The organism is Streptomyces incanus (genome assembly GCF_042656345.1).
Lineage (GTDB): Bacteria > Actinomycetota > Actinomycetes > Streptomycetales > Streptomycetaceae > Streptomyces > Streptomyces incanus.
Genome location: NZ_JBHSPC010000114.1, coordinates 1 through 519 on the forward strand (window position 1 = coordinate 1; position 519 = coordinate 519).

Annotated in this window: 1 protein-coding gene; it reads left to right on the plus strand. The window is 72.6% G+C overall.

The annotated features are described in order from the left end of the window. Positions 1–519, plus strand: a 519-nt coding sequence (locus ACFP2V_RS31620) for an ATP-binding protein (RefSeq protein ID WP_465269232.1), incomplete at both ends; no start/stop codon positions are given.

Sequence of the window (519 nt, forward strand, 5' to 3'; positions counted from 1 at the left end):
CTGTACGAGTCCGCGGTCCGCGAGGCGGTGGCCGCCTTCGGCCGCGGCGAGTGCTTCGTGGAGCGCTACCTGGACCGGCCGCGGCACGTGGAGACCCAGTGCCTGGCCGACACCCACGGCAACGTGGTCGTCGTCTCCACCCGGGACTGCTCGCTGCAGCGCCGGCACCAGAAGCTGGTCGAGGAGGCCCCGGCGCCGTTCCTGTCCGACGCGCAGACCGCCGAGCTGTACGCGTCCTCGAAGGCCATCCTGAAGGAGGCCGGCTACGTCGGCGCCGGCACGGTGGAGTTCCTGGTCGGCGCCGACGGCACGATCTCCTTCCTGGAGGTCAACACCCGCCTCCAGGTGGAGCACCCGGTCACCGAGGAGGTCGCCGGCGTCGACCTGGTGCGCGAGATGTTCCGCATCGCCGACGGCGAGGCGCTCGGCTACGACGACCCGCCGCTGCGCGGCCACTCCCTCGAGTTCCGCATCAACGGCGAGGACCCGGGCCGCGGCTTTTTGCCCGCCCCCGGCACG